Here is a 25780-nt window from a genome sequence, read left to right as displayed (position 1 = left end):
ATTCTTTTTTACGATTTTGGTGCTGACGCCATACAAAACGAAGCCCCTGCAGAAATGCAGGGGCTTCGTTGTATTCAGTAGCAGACGCCAGGCGAAAGGTTTTAGTGGTATCAAGCAATATGCAGATCCCGCAACGCCTCAGGATGCTGACTTGCCACCCGCAAGAGAGTCTGCGCTGCACCCGTCGGCTGCCTGTGCCCCTGTTCCCAATCCTGCAAAGTCCGCGCTTATGCCTCGCAGTATCTGCACGAGCCAAGCAAGGCACTGATCGATGATGTGGTGAAAGTAATGGATTCGCCACCAGAAAGGCATTGATGCAAACCGCCATTCGAAGCCCTCGTTGATGCGAGGGCTTTTTGCATTTCAGGCCTGCCGAAAACATGCCGGCCTTCCTCAAGGTCCCTTGGTGCGGGGACATATCCGACTTCCCTCCTGCATCTATCCAGACAACCCGCCAGCCACTGGAGCGTTCTTGGCCAACGCATCGGCCGCCCCGCAGCCAATTGGGAACTAACGCCGAGCGCAACACTCCCTTACAAAGCGCGGCGCTGTGGAAGAGTCATCCCGCTTCATCACGTCAGCACAACGGGCTGAATGCATGACATGGACCAAGAGACCATCGATGAACTCAACATCAGAAACGCCAAACGGCTCCGCACGTTCGCAAATCAGGGACTTTTCTGACTGTCGAAACATTGCTCAAGGCGCTGTATTCATTATCGCGTCGGGCAACTCCGCGAAGGACTTTCCCATTGAACAGTTTGCCGACATCCCGATGATCACGGTGAACGGTGCGATATCCATGTTCATGGGAACAGGCATAAAGCCGTTCTTCTATGCATGCACCGACACCAGTTTTTCGATACAACAGCCTGACTTGTTTGCCTATGCGATGCGCACCAGTCAGCGAGTAGCTCTCTGGGCTCGCCAGGCCCAGGAACTGGCCGTTGAACCGACAGGTGATCTCTATTTGCTCAAGAAAGCGCCCAAACCAACCCTGACTGAATGGCTACTGCGCAACAACCAGGATCTCGTACGCAATCGCGCTGTTCTGGGTAGCCGAAACCGCAGTATCGGGTTCAGCAAAAACCTGGCCCATGGTTTTTTTGATGCCCGCACAGTCTTGTATCTCGCACTCCAACTTGCCTATCACGCAGGCTTTTCAAAGGCGATTTTGGTGGGAGCGGATATGAACCAGTCCGCGGGGCGCTTTTACGAGATTGATGGAAGCTCTATCTCGCCGTGCGGTCTGGATCAGCATTTTCATTCCAGAATACTTCCATCTCTGAAACTCATGTCCGACAAAGTCGTCGGCAAAGAGTTTGCCGTTTACAACTTGTCGCCCTCTTCGCGAATTCCTTCCGGCGTCATTCCGGTCAAAACACTCGACGAAGTCAAAGCGATAATTCAGACCTGACTGACCTCGAACACAAACGAAATTCTGCCCTCACTTGCGCTCCAGACATAGCGCAAGTGCTTGCCCTGCTTCGGAATCGATACCGCCGGCGGACGAAACGCCGCAACGCATTCATGCCCAGGCAACCGGACGCTGCTATAGAGCAAGCCCCACGACTCGACGTCGCGCAGTTGCCGCGCGAACAGCTGTGATGGGCCATAGGCCTCAGGATCAGGCTGATGCAGATGATCAAAGCCATGGCGAACGTCGTGCAGCGGCTTGATCACCTGATTGATGTAAGTACGCATGGTCAATTCGAGATCGGCTTCCTGGGTCGCCGCGAGAAAGCGTTCCTGGTGAAAACAGGTTTCAGCGATGGCCGCAGCCTGGCTGCTGGCGGCGTAATAGACGCCGAAGGTGCCGTCACTGAAACGGCTGCGTTTGCCGACGTGAGTGAACGCGGCCATCACCGGGCTGGAACCGGGGCCGGACAGACGATCTTCGGGACGTACGCGGGCAAGGACGCCGGCCTGTTCGATCAGGCGATCATTGGTCAGCGCTTCGATGGCGTAGGCAACTTCGAGGTCCTCGGGGTCGAGGACGTCTTCGAACAGCGCAATCGGCGGGAAGCTGCTGTTGACGATGCGATAGGCGCGTGGCCATGGCACGTCGACCAGCGCCGGCGCTTTCAACCGCGCACTCCGTCGAGGTAGCGGCGCACATCGGCGATATCGACCACCCGGCCCGCCAGCATGTAATCCAGGGCGGTTTTGCCATTGAACGGTGCCGCAGTGTTCGGGCTGCTGACCCACTTGTAGGCGCGCTCACGGCTATTGCTGAAGATGATGCTCAGCGCCTTGTGAATGCCCATCAGATAAGAGATGCGCTCAAGGGTATCGTTAGGCAGACGTACGTTCGGCAGGTGTTTGTATTTATAGAAGGTGGTGTTACCGACACCGCCCAGCAATGTGCGTTGCTGCTCAGCGCTGCAGCCCCAGCGCTCCATGAGGTTAAAGAAGAACTTCAGCGCGACGCGACCGGCTTCGGGGGCGTCGAGTTGTTCGCGTGGGGTGAGAGCTGGGGATGAGGTAGGCATAGACGCCTCCTGATTTTTTGTCTTAGCTGAAGACTAGTACATAACTGTAATTTTTTAGCGTTTTGATACACAAATGAACGAATCGTAATAATCAAACGCTCAGAAGCCGGAGTTAAGCCGGCTTATGTTTTTCTGCGCTATTTAAACAGTTCTGAATGACTCCCTAAACGATCCCAAGACTTCTTGAATTCAGAAGTCTGTGCACACTGTTTAGGCCGATCAGCGCGTTTTTGCGTTTTCTCCTGTTTCGCCATCAGCATTCCTTAGCATGTCGTCTATCGAGTCGAAACGCTGACGGATTTCTCGTGCTTCCATCATTGCGCGGGCCGTCTTCTCCGATGGAACTCGCACCTCGAAGGGAAGCCCCTGAGTAGCAACAACCTGTCGCAGAAAAAGTCGCATGGCGTCGCTAATGCTCAGCCCGCAAGCGTTCAAGACTTCAGTGGCACGCGCTTTCAAATCCTCATCAATGCGGCAGCGCACATCGGTAGTTTTCAGTAGTGCAGCCATTTCAATTACCTCATCGTGGTTTTGTAGCTACATCAGCGCTACCCCTGCATTGTGTTCGGAGTGATCTTTGTGGGTCAATGCGAAGTTGATAGGTGGTTATCTACCACCATGGCTCGCATGCCAGACATCCATTTCAACTCCTTTGACTGTTGGGCGCTATCAGCTGAATCGTTACTTTACCTGAGACCTATCTGCGTATGACGCAGGCAAAAAGCTAGGAAGATGTAAGCTGTTTCTCTTCGAAAAAAATCTCACCGCGCACCAAAACCACGCACTTTTTTGACCTTCATCACCCCCACTTCACCAAAAACCCCGATCCTCTGTCAGCCTCCAGCCATCGGCGGGGAAATCAATTCGCTACTAAATCCGCGACAACTATGCTCAGGTGCAGGAATATAGCCGGCATATGGCGCCGTTTCGGTCGTTTCGTAAACAACAATACCCAGCCCACTTCAGAGGGCATTACCCATGGATAGCAGAACCTTACGCAACCTCATGCGCATCGTGCAGACCGGCTCGTTGTCGGCTGCAGCCGAGCATTCGTGCCTGACCGTGCAGGCGTTGGCCGCACAGTTGAACAAGGTCGAAGAGCAGTTCGGTTTCCGCTTGTTTCGCCGTTCCAACAAGGGCCTGACGCTGACGCCGCAAGGCACGGAGCTCACGCCTTACATCGACAAAGTGTTGATCGCCACGCGACAGATGGAAGAAAAGGTCGAGGCGCTGAAGGTGCCCGGGCAGCGCACGTTGAAGGTGGCGTTGAACAACACCCTGTCGCCTGATTTCAACCGACGCATGATCGGACGCCTGATCGAGGTGTTTCCCGATTATCAGATGGAGTTCAGCTACGCCGAGTCGATGGAAAACCTCAGCAAGCTGAAGAACGAAGATTTCGACCTTGCCGTGCTGATCGGCCCGCAGCGGCCGGGGCTGCCGAGCATCGTGCTGCCAGAGGTGCAGGTGCAGGTGGTCGGTGCGCATTGCGGTCAGGAAAACGATCCGCTGACCTTGCTGGGCAACAAGTTTCAGGTGCGTCCTGCGGAAGATTGTCCGTATTCCCACAGCTTCTTGCGGTTTCTCGACGCCGGGCTGGGCAATCACGAGAACGGCCAGCGCATGGTCTATTCCTGCAGCGAAACCCTGACGCTGTCGTTGATCACGCAGATGGATGCGGTCGGCATGGTCTCGCGTGAAGCGGCGCAGAAGAACGGTCTGACGATTTTTCCCGGTTTCGAGGATTTCCTCGAAGTGCGCCTGGCGGTAAACAATCCGGAGCTGTCGCACCAGGCGCTGAACGACGTCGTTGATCTGCCGCTACATGAACGAGCCGAGCGCAATGTACGCAGCCGTCCCCACCGCCACACTGAGAAAGAGGTTTTTGCTGAAATACGCACATAGCAACGTCGGAATCGCAGCATAGAATTCCGGGCGATCGAGCTGGATCTGCCGATCCTTGATCAACAGGGGTGTGAGGCTGATCGCAGCGACGATCGCCACCGGCAGATATTCCAGCGCCCGCGCCACGAAGGGCGGCCAGTGTTCGGTGTTGGTCTGCAGTGGCAAGGCGCGCGGCAGGAAGGTCACGGCCATCATCAGCACCACCACCAGAATCAGGAACGTTTGGTCAGGCATACACCCACTCCGCAGCCCACGAACGTGGCGATAAATACGTTGAAGGGCGAACTGCCGATCAGGCTCAGCGCACCCATGCAGACCACGGCGGCAGCGGCGGCAATCAGTTTGTTGCGCGTGTTGCACAGCGAGACCAGCACGTAGAGCATCATCGCCGTCAGCGCGTAGTCGAGCTGATACTTGATCAAGTGCGCCGCGTACTGCGCGCAGACCGCACCGAGCAGACCGCCGAGCACCCACGAGGTGTGACAGAACAGGTTGAAGCCGATCAGGTAACGCACATTGACCGGTGCGCCCGTGCCAAGCTTGACGCTGTGAAAGGCGAAGGATTCATCCGTCAGGCCACCGGCGTAAGCCCAACGCTCCATGCGGCTCAAACCAAGGGCGCGCAGCGCCTTGGCCATGTACACCGACATCAGCATGTGCCGCGCATTGATCAGGAAAGTGGTCAGCACAATGGTGGTCAGCGAGGCGCCGCTGGAGATCAGCGCCAGCGCGGCGAACTGCGAGGCGCCGGCATAGACAAACAAGCACATCGCTACTGGCAGCCACATCGGCAGACCGGCGTTGACCGCCATCAGCCCGAAGACAAACGACACGGTGAAATACCCGGCGACCACCGGGCTGGCTTCGGCAAACGTGCGCGACGGCTGATGAGTCGCCATCAGCGGCGCGCTGCCGGACCTTTCATTCATAGATCCCTCTCAAATGTTCGTTCGCCGTGAGGCTCGCAAAAACCCTGGGCAGTCCAGAATCGCTTGCCCGCGAGGTTAGCATCGTCGACGAACAGAAACATCCGCAGCACCCCGACCCGTTTCATGTCGGACGACGCTGCTTCAACCAGACGCTGGCCCACGCCCTGGCTGCGGTAGCGCGGGCTCACGGCCAGATGATTGATCGTGCCGCGACTGCCGAGCATGCCGCCGAGCACCGCGCCGACGATCTCGCCAGCCACATCGAACGCCAGATACGCCGTGGTGGTTTTCTGGATCAACACGCCGCGCAGGCATTTGGCGTCCTGCCATTCGCAGAACGACACTTCGTCGAACTGGCGGAAGAAGCGCTCCATGCGTTGCGCATCCTTGGCGGTGGCGCGGCGCAGTACCACTGGCGTCGAGCACTCGACGCCGTCGATTAGGGTGATCTGATTAGCGAACAATGTCGAAAGCGGTCCCGGGCCGCGAGAAGGAAATCGCCAGAATCTGCCGGTACGCCATGGCATGGGTGTGGGTATTGCGCGCCGGGGTCACGTAGTGGCGCATGTCGCGATCGAGGAAGAAGGTGGTATCGAGAATTTCCTCGTAGGTGGTCGCCGCCAGTTGATGCTCGTGAATGTCGTACAGTCGACTCTCGGCACCCTCTACGTTACTGCGGCCCCAGAAGTGCACACCGCTGAACGGATAGCCGTCGCAATGAATACCTTCAGGAGTGATTTCCAGCTGTTTGCCGGGTTTGATCTCGATGCGGATCTGATGGATCTGGCACTGCCAGATTTCATCGTGCAACTCTTCCGGCAGGACACTTTTGTACACTTCGAAATCGGTGTCGATCAGGCTGCGCATCACCGGGGAAGAGATCACTTCTTCGGAAAAGTCCTGAAAGTGCCGTACCACGCCACCGACGTAAGCGTTGTTCTCTTTCGATTGCACGTAGGCGCGATGCTCAAGTTGCTTGAGTTCGCGGGTTTTCGGGTTGTATTCAAAGTCGCTGTAACGACGATAACGCATGCCGGCTTCGGCCTGACCGTAATAGCTGTCAGGCTCCATGTTTTCCCAACTTTTGGTCAGTCTGACGAAGTCGGCAAAATGACCGTAGAGATTGAAGTCACCACCCTGGACGTTGACAAACTTGTCGCGCCGTAGCGATTCGCCCACTTCTCTGTTCAAAACGATCATTACCAAATTCTCCGCTGCGTTGAACGCCCTAATCTATTGGGTGGAGAATTTGCGTCCATGAGAAAGAATTTCAGGCATTTGAAGCACTGCTTGAAACGGAATCTGCAGCGCTTGAAAAACGACTTTTATATGACAAGAACACCGGTTATTTGCGGTTTTCGCTGAAAAACCGGCGAAAAAAAACCCCGAACGAATCGGGGTTTTCTCATTTTTCTTACAGCGGATCGATCATCAGAAGATGTTGATCGGATAGTCCACGAATACACGCAGCTCGTTACCGCTGACGTTGTACTCGCTGGATTTCTGCGATACCCGCAGGATCGAGCTGCGCAGCTTCACGCTCAGGTCTTTGGCCGGGCCACTCTGCACGACGTACTTGAACTGGTTGAAGATTTCGCGCTCGGTGCCGCCTTCGCTGGTGGACGTGGTGATGTTGTCGCCGCGCACGTAAGCGAAGTTGTAGCTCAGACCCGGAACGCCGAACGAACCGAAGTCCAGGCCGTAACCCAGCTGCCAGCTGCGCTCGTCTTCGGCGTTGAAGTCGGACCAGTAGGAGTTGGCCAGATAGATGGAGTTACCACCGTCGCCAACACGGCCCTGATCTTTCTGGTAGCCACCATAGGCGTAACCGAGGTTGCTGTCGCCAGTAGAACGCTGATGCGCCACGGTGAACGAGTGCGGGCCGGTGGCGAAGGTGGCTGCCAGGCTCCAGATCTTGTTGTCGCGACCGGTGACGATGCTTTCGCCCGGTACGGTGTTTTCGCGTACGTACGAGCTGTCCAGCTTGGTGCGATAGCCGTTGAAATCCAGGGTCAGCGACTGATCCTTGTTGAACGGAATCACGTAGTTGGCGTTCACGTACTGTTTCTTCAAGACGTCCTCAACGTCGGAGGCGTACAGCGCGCCTTTGAAGTGTTCGGTGAACTGATAGCTGCCGCCCAACACGTTGATCGACTTCAGACCGCCGCTGTCACGGCCTTCATCGCTTTTGCGCGATTCGGCGGTGAAGCGACCGGCGTTCAATTCCAGGCCTTGGATTTCACGGGAAGTGATCAACGTACCGGTATAGCTTTCCGGCAGCAGACGCACGTTGTCGTAGCTCAGCACCGGCAGGGCCGGCATCTGGTCGCCATAGGTCAACACGGTGTTGGATACACGAAACTTGACCGCAGCACCGCCCTTGGCGATGTCGTGGTTCGCACGACCGTCATTTTCCTGTTTGAAGAAGTCGATGCCGCCGGCGCCGCTACGGCCCTTGCCGCCGTCCAGGCGCAATGCGTACAGACCGAAAGCGTCCACGCCGACACCAACGGTGCCTTGGGTGAAGCCCGACGAGAACGTACCGATGGCCGCTTGGCCCCATTCGGCCTTGTCCTTGTTACCGTCTTTGTAATCACGATTGATGTAGGCGTTGCGCAACAGCACTTTAAGGCTGCTGTCTTCAACGAAACCCTTGGATTCGGCCTGGTCGTTAGCCATGGCCTGTGTAGCACTCAACATCCCCAGTGCGATCAGACTGATTCGCTTGTTCAACATTTTGTTTTCCTTATTACGGGTTGAAACGCGCTGTGTCGAACGGCTGAAACGGCGCTTTCTGCACTCTTGTATTCACCCCGAAACAAAAAAGCCCGCCGACGTAACGTCCTGGCGGGCCTGCTCCTTATTTTGAGTCATGGCGGTTAGCCACAGGCGTTGGGCCGAATCGTAGCCGCGCCCTGAACTGTGTGTCAATTTCAAGAATCGTCTTTAAATAGGCGAAAAACGTCTAAGAAACGTATTTTTTTTGCTGGGCTGTTGCAGAAAAAACGGATTAAACAGGGAGTTCTGAACTGTGGGAGCAAGCCTGCTCTGGAAGCGCTGGATCAGTTAACAAAGTCATTGGCAGGGCTGACGTCTTCGCGAGCAGGCTCGCTCCCACCTTTGAATGCCTGTGGATAAAAATCAGGCCAAAAAAAGCGCCGCCATCCCGGCAGCGCTTTTACCAATCCCTATTGTTCCTATCCTTCCATCACATCCCACAAGGCTTCCAGCTCGGCCTCGCTGAACAGGCCAGCGGGGTAACGCTCGATCATCATCCGGCGCGGATCAGGTTGTCTGATCTGACGCGTTCCATTGGACTTCAACCAGTGCGCGACAAGCTGGAGCGATTCGCCGTTGACGGCCATGGGATGCACAGTCCGCTCGCTGATTACGTTCACTTCGGCGTTCATTTCAGCGCTCTCTCCCCGTTCGTGAGCGGCTACGTTATCCAAGGTTTGTGACAGAACTGTTGAAGTTCCCCTCCCTCCCTAGTGCATCAGGAGCAATACAAGAGCTATGCCAAGGCGACTCGAATGTCGACCGGCGGATACAAACAAGCCCGCGGTCCTGACGGGCCGCGGGCTTGCTTTCATGCTGAGCGAGCTAATCATTGCCTGGCTGATTTGTTAATCAACTCAAGCTGTTACGACTCAACTCACTCTTTGTGCGGCGCTGGCTGCTGTTGGGTAAGGCAGTGAATATTGCCGCCACCCAGTAACAGTTCACGGCCCGGCACCATCACCACTTCGTGCTGCGGGAACAGCTTCTGCAGGATTTCCCTGGCCGGGGCATCCATCGGGTCGTCGAAGCTCGGCGCGATGATGCCGCCGTTGACGATCAGGAAGTTCACGTAGGAGCCGGCCAGGCGCACGGAAGGATTGCGCTCCTGCGAACCGTCCACCGCATCGACGCCGGCACACTCTTCTTCGGTCGCGTACAGCGGCCCCGGAATCGGCATTTTGTGCACCGTGAACGGGCGGCCCTTGGCGTCGGTGCTGCTTTGCAGCACTTGCATCGCGGCCTGGCAGCGCGGGTAGTTCGGATCCTGCGGATCTTCGGTCCAGGCCAGCAACACTTCGCCCGGACGCACGTAGCAGCAGAAGTTATCCACATGGCCGTCGGTTTCATCGTTGAACAAGCCATCCGGCAACCAGATGATCTTGTCCACAGACAGGTTGTCGCTGAGTACGGCTTCGATTTCTTCGCGGCTCAGGTGCGGGTTGCGATTGCGGTTGAGCAAGCATTCTTCGGTGGTGATCAGCGTGCCTTCGCCGTCGACATGAATCGAACCGCCTTCGAGCACGAAACCTTCGGTGCGGTAACGTGGACTGCGTTCGATCTCGAGGATCTTGCCGCCGACCTGCGAATCACGGTTCCACGGTGCATACAGGCCGCCATCGAAACCGCCCCAGGCGTTGAAATCCCAGTTCACACCGCGCACTTCGCCATGGTTATTGATAACGAAGGTCGGGCCGCTGTCACGAACCCAGGCATCGTCGCTGGACATTTCCACCACGCGGATATTCGGCACATCGAGGCGCGCGCGGGCGTTTTCGTATTGGCCGGCGGAGACGGCAACGGTCACCGGCTCGAAGCGGGCGATGGCTTTGGCCACTGTGGCGTGCGCGGCCTGCGCCGGTTTGCCACCCAGACGCCAGTTGTCCGGGCGCTCGGGCCAGATCATCCAGGTCTGGGTTTGTGGCGCCCACTCGGCCGGCATGTAAAAGCCGTCGGCGCGCGGGGTACTTTTCAATGTGGTCATCAGGACTCCAGGGAACCGTCGAGGGTTTTCAACGCGCCGTACAGATTCGGTCGGCGGTCGCGGAATGAACCCCACGCGCTGCGAATATGTTCCAGCTCGTCGAGGTTGAACGTGTGCACAAGAATACCTTCTTCGGTTTTATTCAGCTCCTGCACTTTTTCGCCGAACTGGTTGGCGATGAACGAAGAGCCATAGAAGGTGATGTCGTAGCCGTCCTGTTCTTCGTTGCCGATGCGGTTGCTGGCGATCAACGGCATCAGATTGGCGCCGGCATGGCCCTGCTGCACCCGCTGCCAGTGATCGCGCGAAGAAATGGTCTTGTCGTGCGGCTCGCTGCCGATCGCGGTTGGATAAAAGAGAATTTCCGCGCCTTGCAGGGCCATGCTGCGCGCCGCTTCCGGGAACCACTGGTCCCAGCAGATGCCGACGCCGATTTTCGCATAACGGGTGTTCCACACCTTGAAGCCGGTGTCGCCCGGGTTGAAGTAATACTTCTCGTGATAGCCCGGGCCGTCCGGAATGTGGCTTTTACGATAAATCCCGAGGTTGCTGCCGTCGGCGTCGATGATCGCGATGCTGTTGAAGCGTGCACGCCCGGCCAGTTCGTAGAAGCTGATCGGCAGCACCACTTGCAGCTCTTTGGCAATTTTCCGGAAATGTTTGATGGCGACGTTTTCTTCAACCGTCGTTGCCAGTTGCAGGTAATCCGGATTGGGCTTCTGGCAGAAGTACGGTGCCTCGAACAGTTCCTGGATGAGGATGATCTGCGCGCCTTTGCCGGCGGCTTCACGGACCAGTCTTTCAGCGGTTTCGAGGTTGGCTTCCAGGTCCCACGAACAGGCCATCTGCGTGGCGGCGACGGTAACGATACGGCTCATGAATCATCTCCGGGCTAGTGCTTTGACGGTCGAAGAATTCAACCGAAAAGAAAACGCGCGCACCGGACAAGAGATCGCCATGCCGGAGCAATGGCGAATTTATAACCGATAAATATCGGCTTTAAAAGCTATAAATCATTAATCTATCCGCTTTAACGCTAATTAAATCGATAGAAATCGAACTTAAGACCGAAAACAAATGTGGGAGCGAGCCTGCTCGCGAATGCGCTGCGTCAGTCACCGCATGTGGCGACTGATACACAGCTTTCGCGAGCAGGCTCGCTCCCACATGGGATGTGCCTTGCTTACAGGCCTTCGCTCAACACCCGATCCAGCATGTCGACAAAGAAATCCACGCTCTGGCGCGACGTCACCATCGGTGGCTTGATCTTGAGGATGTTCAAGTCATCGCCCGTCGGCTGCATGAAGATCCCCAACTCGCGCAGGCGATCACACAGCAACGCTGTCTCGGCGGTTGCCGGTTCCAGTGTCTGCCGATTGCGGATCAGCTCCAGCCCCAGATAAAACCCGGAGCCGTGCACCGCGCCGACCAGCGGATGTTTATCGATTAACGCTTCCAGGCGCGCCTTGAAGTAACCACCGACGAACTGGGCGTTTTCCCAGAGCTTTTCCTCCTCCATCACATCGAGCACCGCCATGCCGATCTGGCAACTGACCGGACTGCCGCCCGCCGACGAGAAGAAATAGCCTTCGGCCTCCAGCGCCTCGGCGATTTCCCGGCGGGTGATCACCGCGCCAAGTGGCTGGCCGTTACCCATGCCTTTGGCCATGGTGATGATGTCCGGCACCACGCCCTGCTCTTCGAAGCCCCAGAAAAAATGGCCCATGCGCCCGTAACCGACCTGCACTTCGTCAGCGATGCACACCCCGCCCTGCGCGCGGACCTTTTCATACACCTGCGGCAGATAGCCCGGCGGTAAAGAAATACCCCCGGCATTACCGTAGACCGGCTCGCAGATGAAACCGGCCAGTTGCCGCTTTTGCTCGGCCAGTTTTTGCAGGTGATGTTCGACGCTGCGCACGTAATCCGGCGCCGAATCCGCGCCACGGAATTCGCCCCGATAAGTGTTCGGCGCCGGCACCGGATGCACCCAGTCCGGGCGACTTTCCAGCGCCCTCGGGTTGTCGGCAATCGACGTCGATACCGCATCGGCACCGATCGTCCAGCCGTGATACGCCTCGAGCACGCTGATCATGTCGCGCCCGCCGCTGAAAGCCCAGGCCAGACGAATCGCCAGGTCATTGGCCTCGCTGCCGCTGTTGACCAGGAACACGCGATCCATGCCCTTCGGCGCCAGCTTGAGCAAGCGCTCGGAGAACTCGGCGACCGCCGCATAGTTGAAGCGCGAATTGGTATTGAGCAACGACCACTGCCGCGCCGCGACCGCCGCCATCCGAGGGTGACCATGGCCGAGCACGGCGACGTTGTTGAGCATGTCCAGATAGGAGCGGCCCTGCATATCAATCAGGTGATTGCGCCAGCCGCGTTCGATACGTGGCGGGTCAACGTAATAGTGTTTTTGCGTGCGGGCGAAACTGGCATCGCGGCGTTCAAGCAGGGTTTGCGCGTCCAGCTCAGGCTCGGCGTCGCAGGCCAGCCCGAGCAACGTCGCCGGCGACGGGCACGACGCCTGCCACGCGGATGCACGGGACGGCGTGCAGAACAGCGGCGCGTCGAGTTCCGCTCCCCGGCACATCTGCACTAGCAGCGAACCCGTGACCGCACCGAGTTTCTGGCCTCTATCCACTGCCACCCCATGTTCAAGAACAGGCGTCACGCCCCACAGGCGAACACTGAACTGTGGGCCATCGAGTTGCAGCGCACCGTTTGCCGCTTGATTCAGAACGCCAGCGAACGGTGCTTGAACTTCGGTTCCGGTCGGCACACGCAATTCGACATGCAACGGGAACGTATCCGGTTCAGCCGCACTGTCCGGGCGGGTGCGTGACAAGCGGTACTGGCCATAACGCGTCGCCGCCAGCCCATGCACCGCTGCGGCCTCTGTCAGCAAACGCTGATCAATGCCCGGCTGCTCCCAATTGCCCGCTTCGAAGTGCGGACTCAACACGCCCAGATCGATCAGCGCAAATTCGCGCCCGACCAGCCCGGGCAACAATGGTGCAAATTCTGTGTTTTCAGCCTCCGGCACGGTCTGTCCCACGGCTGTGAGAATCGCCGCTTCCATCAGCGGCTGTGGCACCGATGTCGCGACGCGAAAGATTTCCCACTCGTGACTGAGATTGTCGCGGCTATAAGTATTGGCGGGATCGATGCTCACCTGTTGCTCGCCACTGAGCACCAGCACCGCCGCCCGCGCCACGATCAATGGCCACAGCGCTTGCAGCTCAGCGTACTGCAACGGATTGACCGCGTGATACGCCTTGACCGCCGGCAGGATGACAAACGGATCGCCATCGGCGTGATGCAGCAAAGCCGCACAGGTTACCGACAGATCGCTGATGCGCCAGGTGCGCACCAGATCACCGAAGTCGATCACACCCTGCAATTGCCAATGCCGCTGGGCATCACGCGCCCAGACGACGTTGTCATCGGTGATATCCATGTGAATCGCCTGCACCGGCAGCTTGTCCAGCAGCGGCTGCAAACGGCGCTCGGCCTGCTCGGCGGCAGCGCTGATCACCGCACGCTGCTGCACGTCCGAGATCACCGGCAACAGATGACTGATCAAAGCGTTGGCGTGACGCGCGTCCCACTGCAAGGTGCGTTCAAGGCCGGGGTGATCGAAGCCTGCCAGCGCCAGATCCATCTCGCCACAGAGTCGGCCAAACCCGGCAACCACGTCCTGGCCAAGATGATCGAAATCGGTCAACGGCTGCCCGTCGATGTACTCCAACAACCGCACATGCACCGTTTCGCCATTGGCTTGCAACGACAACAGATCCGCACCGTTATTGGCTGCGATGACGCGCGGCACCTTGATCGCCGACTGCTCGGCCAGATAATTGAGGCCTGCGTGCTGGGCTTGCAGTTCCACAAGAGCGTAGTCGCCACGACAGACTTTCAACACGAAGCGCCCATTTGCGCTGTCGACGCGGTAATTCAGATCCTGCTGGCTGCCCAGCGCCTGCAACGTGCCGCTGAGCCCGTAATGTTCGGCCAGCCATTGCAGCGCCTGCGCCTCTGAAACCTGCGGACTGGGCAAACTGGCGCGATGAATCAACGTGGCGAGCGGCATGAAACGACCCCTGAAATTTTATTAGGCGCTTATATCGCCATTGCCTTGGCGGTTACGCAACCCCCAGCGTGACTGAACGGCCCAATTCAAACCGAACGCTCGCGCCCTGCAGCACTTTGCGCAAGAATGTCGGCCATTCACACCTGTCTATGGAAATCCTCATGAATGTCATCACCACCGATCTGCCCGGTGTTCTGATCATCGAACCCAAGGTGTTCGGCGACGAGCGCGGTTTTTTCTACGAGAGTTTCAATGCCAAAGCGTTTCAGGACGCCACCGGTCTGGATACGCAATTTGTGCAGGACAACCATTCGCGCTCGCAAAAAGGCGTGCTGCGTGGCCTGCATTACCAGTTGCAGAACACCCAGGGCAAACTGGTTCGCGTGACCGCGGGTGAAGTGCTTGATGTGGCGGTGGACATCCGTCGCAGTTCGCCGCATTTCGGCAAGTCGGTGGCGGTGCGCCTGTCGGCGGAAAACCATCGCCAACTGTGGGTACCGGAAGGTTTCGCTCACGGCTTCGTGGTGCTGAGCGAGTTCGCCGAATTCCTCTACAAGACCACCAACTATTACGACCCGTCCTCCGAGCGCAGCATTCGCTGGGACGACCCGGCGCTGGGCATCGACTGGCAACTGGACGAAGCGCCGAAGCTGTCGGCCAAGGACCAGGCGGCTGCGCTGCTCAAGGACGCTGACGTCTTCGCCTGAGGCCGGGCATAATGCGCCTGTCCCTACAGGCGTATCCGGCACATGAAACCACCGCTTCCCCGCAGACCCCGCTGGCGCAGCCTCGCGCTGTTGGCCCTGTGCCTGGCGCCGCTGCTGTGGCCGCTGGAACATCTTGCCGAGCGCTATTACCGCAGCGAACTCGCCGGGCAGAATCGCCAGACCCTCGATCTCTACGTCGCCAACCTGCTCGGCACCCTGCATCGCTATGAAGTGTTGCCGCAGATTCTCGGCGATCTGCCGGCCCTGCGCGCAGTGCTCGGTGCGCCGGACGACGGCGTGACCCAAGGCAACGCCAATCGCTTGCTGAAAAACATCGCCGCGCAGACCGGCGCTGAAGTGATGTACCTGATGGACACATCCGGCCAGACGCTGGCGGCGTCGAACTGGGACAAACGCGACAGCTTCGTCGGCCGCAACTTCGCCTTCCGCCCGTATTTCAGCGAAGCCATGGCCGGGCGCCTCGGACGCTTCTTCGGCCTCGGCACCACCTCGGCCAAGCGCGGTTATTTCTTCGCTGCGGCTGTGCGCAGCGGCGAGAAAATCATCGGCGTGCTGGTGATCAAGGTTGACCTCGACCACACGGAAAGCCTGTGGGGCAAAACCCCGGAACAACTGCTGGTGACCGACCATAACGGCGTGGTCATCCTGACGTCGCGCCCGGAATGGCGTTTCCGCTCCACTCGCGAGTTGAGCGATGCCGAGCGCGCCGCGATCACTGCGATCCAGCCCTATCCGACCCGTGAACCCCGGCCGCTGAACCTGAGCCCTGACGCCTGGCTGACGCAGACCCACGACATCGCCGAGACCGGCTGGAGCGTGAGCATCCTCGCCCCGCGCACGCTGATTGATCGTCCGGTGCGCACGGTGGTCGCGATCGGCGGCGCCACACTGTTGGTGGTGATGCTGCTGGTGGGTTTGATGATGCAACGTCGCCGGCATTATCTGGAGCGCATCGCCTTCGAGGCCAAGGCGCGCCGCGAACTGGAAGGCCGGGTGGCCGAACGTACCAGCGATCTGGAAGGCCTCAACCGCCGTTTGAAGCAGGAAGTGCTTGAGCGCGAGCACGCCCAGCAGGAGCTGGTGCGCGCTCAGGACGATCTGGTTCAGGCCGGCAAATTGTCGGCACTGGGGACCATGTCGGCGAGTATCAGCCACGAACTCAATCAACCGCTGGCAGCGATTCGCAGTTATGCGGAAAACGCCGAAGTGCTGCTCGATCATCAGCGCACCGAGGACGCGCGCGGCAACCTCAAGCTGATCAGCGAACTGACCGGGCGCATGGCCTCGATCATCGCCCACTTGCGTGCCTTCGCTCGGCGCGATCGCCACGCACCGGAAAGCGTCGCTCTGCAACCGGCGCTGGACGATGCGCTGGCATTACTCGCCAAACGTCGCCGCAGCATGGAAGTCGAACTGATCCGCGACTTGCCCGCAGCCACGCTGTGGGTCGAGGCCGGCGAAACCCGACTGCGCCAGGTGCTCGGCAATCTGCTGGCCAACGCCCTCGATGCGCTCACCGAAAAAGGCCCGCCGCGCAAGTTGTGGCTGAGTGCCGAAGCCACCGCCGACGGCGTCAATCTGTACATTCGCGACAATGGCCCCGGGTTCTGCATGGAAGCTCTTGGCCGCGCCAGCGAGCCCTTTTACACCACCAAGACCCGCACACAGGGTCTGGGTCTGGGACTGGCCATTTGTGAAACGCTGATGCGCGCCTTTGGTGGCGAGCTGTCGTTCGCCAACCACAAACAAGGCGGTGCCCTGATTACCCTGCGCCTGCGCGCCGGCGCGCCCGGAGTCAGCCTGCAACCGTCCGAGGATCGAAGTGCATGACCATCGACAATCGCATCCAGGTAGTGTTGATCGACGACGATCCGCACTTGCGCCAGGCTCTCGGCCAGACCCTGGACCTGGCCGGCCTGAAAATTCTGCCGCTGTCCGAAGCCAATGGGCTGGCCGCGCAACTTGAGCGAGACTGGCCGGGGGTGGTGGTCAGCGACATCCGTATGCCGGGCATGGACGGCCTCGAACTGTTGAGCGAGTTGCATGCACAGGATCCCGAGTTGCCGGTGCTGCTGATCACCGGCCATGGCGACGTACCGCTGGCAGTGCAAGCGATGCGCGCCGGTGCTTACGATTTTCTGGAAAAGCCCTTTGCCAGCGATGCACTGCTCGACAGCGTCCGTCGCGCCCTCGCGCTACGGCGGCTGGTGCTGGACAACCGCAGCCTGCGTCTGGCCTTGAGCGACCGCAACGAATTGAGCGCTCGGCTGGTCGGCCATTCGACGCCAATGCTGCGCCTGCGTGAACAGATCGGCGCGCTGGCAGCGACCAAGGCCGACGTGCTGATCCTCGGCGAAACCGGTGCCGGCAAAGAGGTGGTGGCCCGCGCGCTGCACGATTTGTCGAGCCGCCGCAACGGCCCGTTCGTGGCGATCAACGCCGGCGCCCTGGCCGAATCGGTGGTGGAAAGCGAGCTGTTCGGCCACGAGCCCGGCGCCTTCACCGGCGCGCAGAAGCGTCGCATCGGCAAATTCGAATTCGCCAACGGCGGCACGCTGTTTCTCGACGAAATCGAAAGCATGAGCATGGACGTGCAAGTGAAACTGCTGCGCATGCTCCAGGAGCGGGTCGTCGAGCGCCTGGGCGGCAATCAGTTGATCCCGCTGGACATCCGCGTCATCGCCGCGACCAAGGAAGACCTGCGCCAGGCGGCGGATCAGGGCCGCTTCCGCGCCGACTTGTATTACCGCCTCAACGTCGCGCCGCTGCGCATCCCGCCGTTGCGCGAACGCGGCGAAGACGCACTGGTGTTGTTCCAGCATTACGCCGATGAAGCCAGCGCCCGTCACGGCTTGCCGCCCCACGAGCTGCAACCGGCACACCGCGCCCTGCTGCTGCGCCACACTTGGCCAGGCAATGTACGTGAACTGCAAAATGCCGCCGAACGCTTCGCCCTCGGCCTTGAACTGGCACTGGACAACAGCGCTGATGGCAGCGGCGGCGCGCCTGTAGAAGTGGTCAGCGGCGGCCTCAGCGAGCAAGTCGAAAACTTCGAAAAATCGTTGATAGCCGCCGAACTGGCGCGCTCGCACAGCTCGGTGCGCAGCCTCGCCGAAGCTCTGGGTATTCCGCGCAAGACCCTGCATGACAAGCTGCGCAAACACGGTCTGAATTTCGGCGACAGCAGCCACGGGGAAGACAACGAATGAGCAGCGAAAGCGAATACCTGCAAACGGTGCTGCATCACGACATTCCGCTGACCGCCGAAATGGGCCTCGAGGTGCTTGAGTGGCGCGAGCAGCAACTGAGCCTGCACCTGCCGCTCGCGCCCAACGTCAATCACAAGAGCACCATGTTTGGCGGCAGCCTGTATTGCGCAGCGGTGCTGGCCGGTTGGGGCTGGTTGCATTTACGTTTGAAGGAAGAAGGGATTGCCGACGGACATATCGTCATTCAGGAAGGGCAGATCAGTTATCCGCTGCCGGTGACGGGAGACGCCATGGCCATTTGCCCGGCGCCGGAGGCCGCGGTGTGGAAACGCTTTGTGGCGATGTATCGGCGTTATGGACGGGCGCGGCTGACGCTGGATACGCGGATACTGAATGCGGGAAGTGAGGACGAGGCGGTGAGATTTACCGGGCAGTACGTTTTGCACCGTTGAAGATCAACAGCCCCTCACCCTAGCCCTCTCCCGAGGGAGAGGGAACCGATACGGGGATGCTACAGATTTACGTCGACCTGAAACTGCTTCGCCGAATCCACAATCGACTCGATTCTCCAGGTCGATGCATAGCGCCAGACAACTCGGTCGGCTCCCTCTCCTGGGGGAGAGGGCTGGGGTGAGGGGAATTGCGGATCAGGCAGTTAGCCTCGGGCCAACTCCAACAACCGTCCGCGCCACGCAGCCTTCGCCGGCAGCGCCAGAAAGAACTCGTTCAACAGCGATTCTCGCGGCGGATAACTGAACGCTTCACCCTTCAAATCCAGCACCTCGCCCCCCGCCCCTTCCAGCACGCCCTGCGCTGCCGCCGTGTCCCACTGCGAAGTCGGCGCCAGTCGCGGATAGCAATCAGCAGCACCTTCGGCCAACAGACAGAACTTCAAGGAACTGCCGATATTGGCCAGTTGCAACTCACCAAGACTGGCGCTCAACCCGGCCAGCAAACGCTCTTGCTCGGGACTGGAATGTCGACGGCTGGCGACCACGGTAAACGCCTCGCCCGACGCAGGCACATCGCGCACCTGAATCGCCGTCGGCGTACCGCCCTCGTCGCCACGCCAGGCTCCAAATCCGGCGCCGCCGACATAAAAACGACCGTTGGTCGGCATCGTCACCACACCAAACACCACCCGGCCATTTTCGATCAGCGCGATGTTGACGGTGAATTCCTCGCTACCGCTGATGAACTCCTTGGTACCGTCCAGCGGATCCACCAGCCACCAGCGTTGCCAACCGGCGCGCACGCTTTGCGGGATGTCGGCGTCCTCTTCGGACAGCACCGGAATGCTCGGATCCAGCGCCGTCAGCCCGGCAACGATAAGGTGATGGGCGGCCAGGTCGGCGGCCGTGACCGGCGAATCATCGGACTTGGCCGTGACTTCAACGCCGGCGCGCCAGAACGGCAGAATCGCCTCGCCAGCCTGTAAAGCCAGCGCAACCACAGGTGCCATCAGCGGATGGGGAAAATTCATCGACGTCTCACTCATAGCTGAACACCCCGCGCTGGCTCAGCAGGTCGCGGGTCAGATACAGCGCAGCCAAGGCGCGGCCCTCGGAAAATTGCGGATTCTGCGCCAGCGCCGACAGTTCGCGCAGGTTGACCTTGTCGACCCGCATCGGCTCCGGCTCATCACCTTCCAGCCGCTCTTCATACAGGTCGGTGGCCAGCACCACTTGGATTTTCTGGCTCATGTAACCGGGCGACAGCGACAGCTCGGTCAGATGTTCCAGTTGACGCGCGCCATAACCGGCCTCTTCCTTGAGTTCCCGCTCAGCGGCCGCCAGCACGTCTTCGCCCGGCTCGATCAGGCCTTTGGGCAGAGACAGTTCGTATTCGTCGGTGCCGCCGCAGTATTCCTCGATCAACACTGCGTGTTCGGCATCAAGCATCGCGACGATCATCACCGCGCCGTAGCCCGCACCCTTGCCGACCAGACGCTCGTAAGTGCGCTCCACGCCATTGGAAAATCGCAGCTTGAGTTCTTCGACGCGAAACAGGCGACTGGTGGCGACGATCTCGCGGGCGAGTACGGTGGGTTTCTGGCGCATGCAAAGCTCCTTGGCGTGAACGCGCTACTATAACGCGGCTTTCCCGATTGTTTGCGTCGGATATCTTTTCACCGTTCGAGACGTTGCCATGCCTTCTTTACCGTGGTCCGACATCGATACCGTTCTGCTCGACATGGACGGCACGCTGCTGGATCTGCACTTCGACAACCATTTCTGGCTCGAACACCTGCCCCAACGCTACGCCGAACTGCACGGCATCAGCCGGGCCATGGCCGAGCTGGAATTGCAGCCGTTGTTCGAACGCCACGCTGGCCAGTTGCAGTGGTACTGCCTGGATTTCTGGAGCGCGGAACTGAAATTATCGGTGCGCGAACTGAAACAGGAAACTGCCCACTTGATCGCCCTGCGCGCCGATGCCGATACCTTTCTCGGCGCAATCAAACGCGCCGGCAAACGGGTGATCATGATCACCAACGCGCACCGCGATTCGCTGTCGCTGAAACTGGAACGGATCGAACTGGCGCCGTACTTCGAGCGGCTGATCAGCTCGCATGACTACGGTTATCCCAAGGAGAACCCGCAGTTCTGGGATGCCTTGCAGGCGGACATCGGTTTTGATCCGGCGCGCAGCCTGTTTATCGACGACACCTTGCCGATCCTGCGCAGTGCGCGGGATTTTGGCGTGGCGCACTTGCTGGCGGTGAAAGAACCGGACAGCCGCAAAGGGCCGAAGGACACAGCGGAGTTTGCCGCAGTCGAGGATTACCGCGATTTGATTGCAGGGCTTTGACCCCTGTAGGAGCTGCCGCAGGCTGCGATCTTTTGATCTGCTTTTTTTAAAGTCCAAGTCAAAAGATCGCAGCCTTCGGCAGCTCCTACATGATTGCGTTATTTCGGAATGCGCAGTTTTTGTCCCGGATAGATCTTGTTCACATCCTTGAGCATCGGTTTGTTGGCATCGAAGATTTTCTGGTACTGGTTGGCATTGCCATAGACGCGCAGGGAGATCGCACTGAGCGTGTCACCTGCCTTGACCTCGACAAACTCGGCAGCCACGACGACCGGTCCGGTCACCGTGATCTGATCATCGACACTGCCTACGCCCGCAATGTTGCCCACCGCGAGCAGAATCTTTTCCTTCTCTTCCTGGCTCGCCACTTCACCGGTCACCGTCACCTTGTCGCCATCCACGGTCGCCTGCACGTTGGGATTGCCCAACCCGACCTTGCTGATATGTTCCTTCAACTGCTCACTCGCATTGGCATTGCCTGGGGTCAACAGATCAATCAGCTTCTCACCGGCCTCTTTCACAAAGCTCAACAGACTCATAGCGCACACTCCTTGATTTGGGTTCCAGTCGTCCAAGCCTAGACCACCCCGGCCAAACCCGGTTCCAGTCCGACCAATGACGCTGCCGCGCCGCTGGCGGTAGAATCGCCACACCCCGCCAACCGCCCGGAGCGAAGATGGACATCAAGCAACTGAAATTCCTCATCGCCCTCGACGAAACCCGCCATTTCGGCCAGGCCGCCGCGCGCTGCCACATCACCCAGCCGACCCTGTCGATGCGCTTGCGCAGCCTCGAGGAAGAACTCGACCTGCCATTGGTCAATCGCGGCCAGCGCTTCGAAGGCTTCACCGCACCGGGCGAACGCGTGCTGGCGTGGGCGCGTACGGTGCTGGCAGCCTATGACGGCTTGCAGGCGGAAGCGGCGGCCTGTCGCGGCAACCTGATCGGTACGCTGCGCCTGGGCGTGGTGCCGCTGTCGAGTTTCGATCCGTTACCGCTGATGCAACGACTGCACGCGGCGCACCCGGACCTGCGTTTCGAGCTGTCTTCGCTGAGCTCCGAGCAGGTGCTCGAACACCTGGCGAACAACCGCATCGACATTGGCGTGTCGTATCTGGAGCGTCTGGACAGCGAGCGCTTCGATTCGCTGGCCTTCAACGAGACGCGCATGGGCCTGCTCTATGACGAGCGCTCGTTCAGTTTCGGCGATGAACCCCTGAGCTGGGAATCGCTGATCGAACTGCCGCTGTGCATGCTCACCAGCGGCATGCATTTTCGCCAGTCCATCGACCACAACTTCCACAGCCGTGGCCTGACGCCGCAACCGCTGTTGCAAACCGACGCCGTGCATCAACTGCTGCAAGCAGTCCACGGCGGTTTTTGCTGCGCAATCATGCCCCTCGACGGCGGCGCGGAAACCCTCGCCGATCACCTGCGCCTGCAACCGATCGAAAATGCCCACACTCTCGCCCCGCTGGGCCTGATCATGCGCCGTGGCGCGCCGCGTTCAGCGCTGGCAGAAGCCTGTTTCGCGCTTTATCAGAAATCGTCAAAAGACGCTTGATCGACGGCATCTATCGGTAGATCGGTAATAGCGATTAGACGCGACAACTTGCCGCGCCTAGTCTTGACCTAGATCAAACCGTCGGTGATGCCATGAACGCCAAGCGCTCAGCCTGCGCGGCGCCAGCAATTGAAACGCCCGCGCCAGCCGCCAGCCAGACCTACAGCTACAGCGATTTACCCTTTGAGGCATCGGCCAGCACCGCGCTGGCCGAGGAAGTCGCGTTGGCGATCGCCTACAACGGCATCAGCCAGGCAGTGATGCTGGTTACACCGACCGACCTCGAAGATTTCATCGTCGGTTTCAGCCTCGGCAGCGGCATCATCGAAGACGCCAGCGATATCTACGATCTGCAACTGACAGGCGCAGGCTCGGCGCAATACGCGCAAGTGACCATTGCCAACCGCGCGTTCTGGAACCTCAAACAGCAGCGTCGGCAGTTGGCCGGCACCAGCGGCTGCGGACTGTGCGGCGTCGAAGCGGTCGAACAGGCACTGCCTGATCTCAAGGTATTGCCGGGCGCAGCCTTGCCACCGATCGAATGGCTCGACGGTTTGCGCCAGCGCATCGGCGCGTTCCAGCCGCTCGGTCAGCACTGCGGCGCGGTGCACGCGGCGGTATTCATGAACGCCAGTGGTGAACTGCTGCTCGGTCGTGAAGACATCGGTCGGCATAACGCGCTGGACAAGCTGATCGGCGGACTGATCCGCCAGAAGATATCCACAGAGGGCGGGCTGGCGATCGTCACCAGCCGTTGCAGCCTCGAATTGATCCAGAAAGTCTTGCGTGCCGGCATCCAGACCCTGGTCAGCCTGTCGGCGCCTACCGGCCTGGCCGTGCAATGGGCCCGGCGCCACAACCTCAATCTCATCCACCTGCCGCAGAAAAGTGCGCCGCGGGTGTACAGCCCCGCGATGGAGAATCAAGCGTGAGCCAACATCATCAAGCCGACCAGAAACCTGTCCCGCGCTACAAGCCTTACAAAGGTGCCGCCGGCGGCTGGGGCGCCCTGATCAGTGTGGCCCAGGCGTGGCTGACCAGCGACAACGCCCTGAAAAACCTGCGCATGATGCTCAAGACCAACCAGAACGGCGGCTTCGACTGCCCGGGTTGCGCCTGGGGTGATTCGCCGGAGAGCGGCATGGTCAAGTTCTGCGAGAACGGCGCCAAAGCGGTGAACTGGGAAGCGACCAAGCGTCGCGTCGATGCCAAATTCTTCGCCAAGCACAGCGTCACTTCGCTGCTGGAGCAGAGCGATTACTGGCTGGAATATCAGGGTCGCCTGACCGAGCCGATGGTCTACGACGCCGAGTCCGATCGCTACAAGCCGATCAGTTGGGAAGATGCCTTCGCTCTGATCGGCAAGCACCTGCGCAATCTGCCGAGCCCGGATCAGGCAGAGTTCTACACCTCGGGGCGCGCCAGCAACGAAGCGGCGTATCTGTATCAACTGTTCGTGCGGGCTTACGGCACCAACAATTTCCCTGACTGTTCGAACATGTGCCACGAGGCCAGCGGCGTAGCGTTGGCGCAGAGTGTCGGGGTCGGCAAAGGCACGGTGACCTTCGACGACTTCGAACACGCCGACGCGATTTTCGTCTGGGGCCAGAACCCTGGCACCAACCATCCGCGCATGCTCGAACCGTTGCGTGAAGCGGTGAAACGCGGCGCCCAGGTGGTGTGCATCAATCCGCTGAAAGAGCGCGGTCTGGAGCGTTTTCAGCATCCCCAGCACCCCATCGAAATGCTCACCAACGGCGACAAGCCGACCAACACTGCGTACTTCCGCCCGGCACTCGGCGGCGACATGGCGGTGCTGCGCGGCATGGCCAAGTTCCTCCTGCAATGGGAACGCGATGCGCAGAAGGCTGGCGAACCGGCGGTGTTCGACCATGATTTCCTCAATGCCCACAGCGCTAACGTGCTGGAGTATCTGGCCATCGTCGACGACACCTCGTGGGAGCAGATCGTCGAGCAGTCCGGCCTGACCCTGGTCGAGATCGAGCAAGCCGCGCGCATGTACGCCAAAGGCAAGAACGTGATCATGTGCTGGGCCATGGGCATCACCCAGCACCGTCATTCGGTGCCGACCATTCAGGAAATCGCCAATCTGATGCTGCTGCGCGGCAATATCGGCAAACCTGGCGCCGGTCTGTGCCCGGTGCGTGGTCACAGCAACGTGCAGGGCGACCGCACCATGGGCATCAACGAGCGTCCACCGGTGGCGTTCCTCGACTCGCTGGAGCGTCGCTTCCAGTTCAAGGTGCCGCGTCATAACGGTCACAACGTGGTCGAGGCAATCCATGCGATGGCCGAAGGTCGCGCCAAGGTGTTCATCGGCTTGGGCGGCAACTTTGCCCAGGCCACGCCGGACAGCTCGCGCACCTTCGAAGCGCTGAGCAACTGTGACCTGACTGTGCAGATCAGCACCAAACTCAACCGCAGCCACCTCGCTCACGGTAAAGACGCGCTGATCCTGCCGTGCCTGGGCCGTACCGACATCGACATTCAGACCGAAGGCTCGCAAGCGGTGACCGTGGAAGACTCGTTCAGCATGGTCCACGCTTCCAACGGCCAGTTGCAGCCGCTGTCGAACCAGATGCGCTCGGAGCCGTCGATCATCGCCGGCATCGCTGCCGCGACGTTGGGCAGCCAACCGGTGGACTGGAACTGGCTGGTGGCCGATTACGGGCGCATTCGCGAACTGATCGCCGACACCATCCCGAGTTTCAAAGACTTCAACGACAAGATCAAAAACCCGGGCGGCTTCTATCTGGGCAACTCGGCTGGCGCCCGCAAGTGGAACACGCCATCGGGCCGTGCCAATTTCCGCGCTAACCAGTTGCCGAAAGATCTGGTTCACGAACGCACCCGCGCCACCGGCCAGGTGCCGGATCTGATCCTGCAATCGATGCGTTCCCACGATCAGTACAACACGACGATCTATGGTCTCGACGACCGTTATCGCGGCGTGAAGGGCCAGCGTGACGTGCTGTTCGCCAACGAGGCCGACATCATTCGCCTGGGCTTCCGTCCGGGGCAGAAGGCCGACATCGTGTCGATCTGGGACGACGGTCGCGAGCGTCGGGTGAAAGGTTTTACATTGTTGGCGTTCGATATTCCTGCGGGGCAGGCGGCGGCGTACTATCCGGAGGTCAATCCGCTGGTGCCGCTGGAAAGTACGGGGGATGGCAGCCACACGCCGACGTCGAAGTTCATTGCGATCCGGCTGGAAGCGGCGAGTGAGACTGGGTTGATCATGGCTAAATCCGCTTAACCGCGGA

The 25780-nt window shown here is 59.6% G+C and carries 26 protein-coding genes and 1 pseudogene; 11 read left to right on the top strand and 16 right to left on the bottom strand.

Translation table 11 applies throughout. The annotated features are described in order from the left end of the window. Window positions 1-110: 110 nt before the first annotated feature. A pseudogene (locus ACZ9BE_RS25935) lies at window positions 111-224 on the bottom strand (helix-turn-helix domain-containing protein); the annotation flags it as partial. Between ACZ9BE_RS25935 and ACZ9BE_RS25930 the strand changes: the two are divergent. Together ACZ9BE_RS25930 and ACZ9BE_RS25925 are read left to right on the top strand one after the other, a co-directional pair. Next, window positions 193-315: a DUF3077 domain-containing protein gene (locus tag ACZ9BE_RS25930; RefSeq protein WP_353956569.1), complete on the top strand. Its 123-nt coding sequence runs from the start codon at window positions 193-195 to the stop codon at window positions 313-315. The pseudogene ACZ9BE_RS25935 and the gene ACZ9BE_RS25930 overlap by 32 nt on opposite strands. Window positions 316-622: 307 nt before the next feature. Then, a complete protein-coding gene (locus ACZ9BE_RS25925; protein ID WP_476250089.1) occupies window positions 623-1417 on the top strand; it encodes a lipopolysaccharide biosynthesis protein in 795 nt (264 codons plus the stop codon). Here the strand turns inward: ACZ9BE_RS25925 and ACZ9BE_RS25920 are convergent. The 3 genes from ACZ9BE_RS25920 to ACZ9BE_RS25910 all read right to left on the bottom strand — a co-directional run bounded on the left by ACZ9BE_RS25920 (window position 1408) and on the right by ACZ9BE_RS25910 (window position 3002). Further along, window positions 1408-2073, bottom strand: coding sequence for an RES family NAD+ phosphorylase (locus tag ACZ9BE_RS25920; protein WP_095181167.1), 666 nt, complete (start codon window positions 2071-2073; stop codon window positions 1408-1410). The two genes, ACZ9BE_RS25925 and ACZ9BE_RS25920, sit on opposite strands and share 10 nt — an antisense overlap. An 11-nt stretch (window positions 2074-2084) precedes the next feature. Further along, complete coding sequence (locus ACZ9BE_RS25915; protein ID WP_150637943.1) at window positions 2085-2492, bottom strand: MbcA/ParS/Xre antitoxin family protein; 408 nt, start codon at window positions 2490-2492, stop codon at window positions 2085-2087. A 219-nt stretch (window positions 2493-2711) separates the two neighbouring features. Next, window positions 2712-3002: a type II toxin-antitoxin system RelB/DinJ family antitoxin gene (locus ACZ9BE_RS25910; RefSeq protein ID WP_056787159.1), complete on the bottom strand. Its 291-nt coding sequence runs from the start codon at window positions 3000-3002 to the stop codon at window positions 2712-2714. A 468-nt stretch (window positions 3003-3470) separates the two neighbouring features. Here ACZ9BE_RS25910 and ACZ9BE_RS25905 point away from each other — a divergent pair, with 468 nt between their 5' ends. Next, a complete protein-coding gene (locus ACZ9BE_RS25905) occupies window positions 3471-4397 on the top strand; it encodes a LysR family transcriptional regulator (protein WP_122611119.1) in 927 nt (308 codons plus the stop codon). Here the strand turns inward: ACZ9BE_RS25905 and ACZ9BE_RS25900 are convergent. The 9 genes from ACZ9BE_RS25900 to ACZ9BE_RS25860 all read right to left on the bottom strand — a co-directional run bounded on the left by ACZ9BE_RS25900 (window position 4314) and on the right by ACZ9BE_RS25860 (window position 14184). Then, window positions 4314-4631 (bottom strand): AzlD domain-containing protein, encoded by a 318-nt coding sequence (locus tag ACZ9BE_RS25900; RefSeq protein WP_476250088.1) that lies wholly within the window; start codon window positions 4629-4631, stop codon window positions 4314-4316. The genes ACZ9BE_RS25905 and ACZ9BE_RS25900 overlap by 84 nt on opposite strands. After that, entirely contained in the window at window positions 4610-5326 is a 717-nt protein-coding gene (locus ACZ9BE_RS25895) for an AzlC family ABC transporter permease (RefSeq protein WP_016772152.1), read from the bottom strand. Before ACZ9BE_RS25895 ends, ACZ9BE_RS25900 begins: the two co-directional genes overlap by 22 nt. Continuing rightward, window positions 5323-5700 (bottom strand): GNAT family N-acetyltransferase, encoded by a 378-nt coding sequence (locus ACZ9BE_RS25890; RefSeq protein WP_008080517.1) that lies wholly within the window; start codon window positions 5698-5700, stop codon window positions 5323-5325. Before ACZ9BE_RS25890 ends, ACZ9BE_RS25895 begins: the two co-directional genes overlap by 4 nt. Before the next feature lie 79 nt (window positions 5701-5779). Then, window positions 5780-6526, bottom strand: coding sequence for a 2OG-Fe dioxygenase family protein (locus tag ACZ9BE_RS25885; protein ID WP_041477502.1), 747 nt, complete (start codon window positions 6524-6526; stop codon window positions 5780-5782). A 231-nt stretch (window positions 6527-6757) separates the two neighbouring features. Next, window positions 6758-8062, bottom strand: coding sequence for an OprD family porin (locus tag ACZ9BE_RS25880; protein WP_056787155.1), 1305 nt, complete (start codon window positions 8060-8062; stop codon window positions 6758-6760). Between the two features lie 461 nt (window positions 8063-8523). Then, window positions 8524-8736: a hypothetical protein gene (locus ACZ9BE_RS25875; protein WP_016772156.1), complete on the bottom strand. Its 213-nt coding sequence runs from the start codon at window positions 8734-8736 to the stop codon at window positions 8524-8526. A gap of 245 nt (window positions 8737-8981) precedes the next feature. Then, window positions 8982-10088: an agmatine deiminase gene (gene aguA / locus ACZ9BE_RS25870; protein WP_258707455.1), complete on the bottom strand. Its 1107-nt coding sequence runs from the start codon at window positions 10086-10088 to the stop codon at window positions 8982-8984. Further along, window positions 10088-10966, bottom strand: coding sequence for an N-carbamoylputrescine amidase (aguB, locus tag ACZ9BE_RS25865; protein WP_073471536.1), 879 nt, complete (start codon window positions 10964-10966; stop codon window positions 10088-10090). Before aguB ends, aguA begins: the two co-directional genes overlap by 1 nt. A 305-nt stretch (window positions 10967-11271) precedes the next feature. Further along, window positions 11272-14184: an aminotransferase gene (locus tag ACZ9BE_RS25860; protein WP_476250087.1), complete on the bottom strand. Its 2913-nt coding sequence runs from the start codon at window positions 14182-14184 to the stop codon at window positions 11272-11274. A gap of 161 nt (window positions 14185-14345) precedes the next feature. On the opposite strand from ACZ9BE_RS25860, the gene rfbC reads away from it, so the two are divergent. From rfbC to ACZ9BE_RS25840, 4 genes are read left to right on the top strand one after another with little or no spacing between them, the layout of a single operon-like run. Further along, on the top strand, window positions 14346-14891 hold the full coding sequence (gene rfbC / locus ACZ9BE_RS25855; RefSeq protein ID WP_056787145.1) for a dTDP-4-dehydrorhamnose 3,5-epimerase: 546 nt from the start codon (window positions 14346-14348) through the stop codon (window positions 14889-14891). Window positions 14892-14933: 42 nt separating this feature from the next. Further along, window positions 14934-16742 carry a sensor histidine kinase gene (locus ACZ9BE_RS25850; protein WP_095181088.1) on the top strand — a complete coding sequence of 603 codons (1809 nt, stop codon included), beginning with the start codon at window positions 14934-14936 and terminating at the stop codon, window positions 16740-16742. Then, a complete protein-coding gene (locus tag ACZ9BE_RS25845; protein WP_476250086.1) occupies window positions 16739-18121 on the top strand; it encodes a sigma-54-dependent transcriptional regulator in 1383 nt (460 codons plus the stop codon). The genes ACZ9BE_RS25850 and ACZ9BE_RS25845 overlap by 4 nt, the downstream gene beginning before the upstream one ends. Then, window positions 18118-18573 (top strand): thioesterase domain-containing protein, encoded by a 456-nt coding sequence (locus ACZ9BE_RS25840; RefSeq protein ID WP_056787139.1) that lies wholly within the window; start codon window positions 18118-18120, stop codon window positions 18571-18573. Before ACZ9BE_RS25845 ends, ACZ9BE_RS25840 begins: the two co-directional genes overlap by 4 nt. A 203-nt stretch (window positions 18574-18776) precedes the next feature. On the opposite strand, the gene cysQ is transcribed toward ACZ9BE_RS25840, so the two are convergent. Both cysQ and nudE read right to left on the bottom strand, forming a co-directional pair. Next, a complete protein-coding gene (cysQ, locus tag ACZ9BE_RS25835; protein ID WP_406229165.1) occupies window positions 18777-19604 on the bottom strand; it encodes a 3'(2'),5'-bisphosphate nucleotidase CysQ in 828 nt (275 codons plus the stop codon). 7 nt (window positions 19605-19611) lie between these two features. Further along, window positions 19612-20181: an ADP compounds hydrolase NudE gene (gene nudE / locus ACZ9BE_RS25830; RefSeq protein ID WP_016772166.1), complete on the bottom strand. Its 570-nt coding sequence runs from the start codon at window positions 20179-20181 to the stop codon at window positions 19612-19614. 88 nt (window positions 20182-20269) lie between these two features. Between nudE and yrfG the strand changes: the two genes are divergently transcribed. Continuing rightward, entirely contained in the window at window positions 20270-20932 is a 663-nt protein-coding gene (gene yrfG, locus ACZ9BE_RS25825) for a GMP/IMP nucleotidase (RefSeq protein ID WP_056787135.1), read from the top strand. 98 nt (window positions 20933-21030) lie between these two features. Here yrfG and lysM read toward each other — a convergent pair whose 3' ends face one another. Continuing rightward, window positions 21031-21471 (bottom strand): peptidoglycan-binding protein LysM, encoded by a 441-nt coding sequence (gene lysM, locus ACZ9BE_RS25820; RefSeq protein ID WP_123585632.1) that lies wholly within the window; start codon window positions 21469-21471, stop codon window positions 21031-21033. A gap of 137 nt (window positions 21472-21608) precedes the next feature. Between lysM and ACZ9BE_RS25815 the strand changes: the two genes are divergently transcribed. From ACZ9BE_RS25815 to ACZ9BE_RS25805, 3 genes are all read left to right on the top strand, one after another. Further along, the gene (locus ACZ9BE_RS25815) at window positions 21609-22496 is read left to right on the top strand and encodes a LysR family transcriptional regulator (protein ID WP_252868618.1); all 888 of its coding nucleotides are present in this window, start codon (window positions 21609-21611) and stop codon (window positions 22494-22496) included. Window positions 22497-22588: 92 nt separating this feature from the next. Beyond that, window positions 22589-23428 (top strand): formate dehydrogenase accessory sulfurtransferase FdhD, encoded by an 840-nt coding sequence (gene fdhD / locus ACZ9BE_RS25810; RefSeq protein WP_476250085.1) that lies wholly within the window; start codon window positions 22589-22591, stop codon window positions 23426-23428. Continuing rightward, window positions 23425-25773, top strand: a complete 2349-nt coding sequence (locus ACZ9BE_RS25805) for an FdhF/YdeP family oxidoreductase (RefSeq protein ID WP_476250084.1) — start codon at window positions 23425-23427, stop codon at window positions 25771-25773. The genes fdhD and ACZ9BE_RS25805 overlap by 4 nt, the downstream gene beginning before the upstream one ends. The last annotated feature ends 7 nt before the right edge of the window (window positions 25774-25780 follow it).

It is taken from the genome of Pseudomonas sp. TE9122 (genome assembly GCF_056278925.1).
Note: the sequence above shows the minus strand (reverse complement) of the source record. Positions and strands in the feature narration are given on the sequence as shown.